Raw genomic sequence first — 1,021 nt, forward strand, 5'->3', positions numbered from 1 at the left:
GCCTGTTGCAGCGCCTGTTTGTCGCCGGTGGCGGCACCGTGGGCGTTGAGCGCCTCGGCCTCCTGGTTCTTGTAGTTCCAGCGCAGCTTGTCGTCCCATTTCTCGACTAGCGCGAGGGCCTTGCCGTAGTCGCTCGCCGCCGATTTGTAGTCGAAGACCAGGGCGGAGGAGTCGGCGCGCCTGGCATAGATGGCGGCGTCTGCGAGCCGCTTCTGCTTGACCAGTTCCTCCGCCTGGTCGACGGCGCCGCTGGTCTGCTCGACCCGGGCCACCGCCTCGTCGAGGAACTTTCGCGCACTGACGATGGCGCCCTGGCCGATCGCCTTGTCGGCCGAGGCGACGAGGCGCTTGATCTCGGGGTCGTCGGTGCTGAGCGCGTCGCGCTCTGACAGCATCTTCTTCAGCCGCTCGGCCTGGGCATCGAGGAGCTTTTCCAGGTCCGTTGGATCCTCTGGTATCTTCTCCGTGCCCAGCGCCTTGAGCACGCCATAGAGCGCGTCGAGCGGCACGCCGTCCTGCTGCGAAGCCAGTTCCACTTGCGAGCGCTTCGGATCGGGCAGGTCGGCGATGGTCAAAAGCAGTTGCCGCCGCTCGCCGGTGATCAGCCCGTCATCGCCGGTCGGCTCCTGCGGCGCGACGCCGAAATAGAGCAATCTGCGCAGGCTTTCATTGACCCAGGGTCGCTGCCGCGCCTTGGTGTCGAGATAGACCTCCTCGGTCACCATGCGCATGACCGATCCGAATTCGGTGCCCTTCATCGCGGCGAGGTGGCGCAGCAGCGCCGCCGCATAGGGGCTGTTCTCGCCGGCGGCGCCATCGAGCGCCGGGCGTCCCGGCTCGGCGGCGAAGCCGACCACGGTTCCGAGGTTTTCCGTCGCCGGCGCGCTGCCGAGCGCCTTGGCGCCGCGCAACGGTTCCAGCCCGCCGGCGCCGATCGGCGAGGCCGAGGCGGTCGGCGCGCGGCGCAACTCCGCGCCGGGCGGGAACGGATTGGTGCGGCAGGCATCGAGCAGCATGATCG

Annotated in this window: 1 protein-coding gene; it reads right to left on the minus strand. The window is 68.7% G+C overall.

Annotation, left to right across the window (positions count from 1 at the left end; translation table 11 throughout):
- On the minus strand, positions 1 to 1,021 hold a 1,021-nt coding region (locus EN742_RS35945; RefSeq protein ID WP_348632881.1), incomplete at both ends, for a caspase family protein.

Origin of the sequence: Mesorhizobium sp. M4A.F.Ca.ET.020.02.1.1, assembly GCF_004022645.1 — a bacterium.
In the GTDB taxonomy this organism is placed as follows: domain Bacteria; phylum Pseudomonadota; class Alphaproteobacteria; order Rhizobiales; family Rhizobiaceae; genus Mesorhizobium.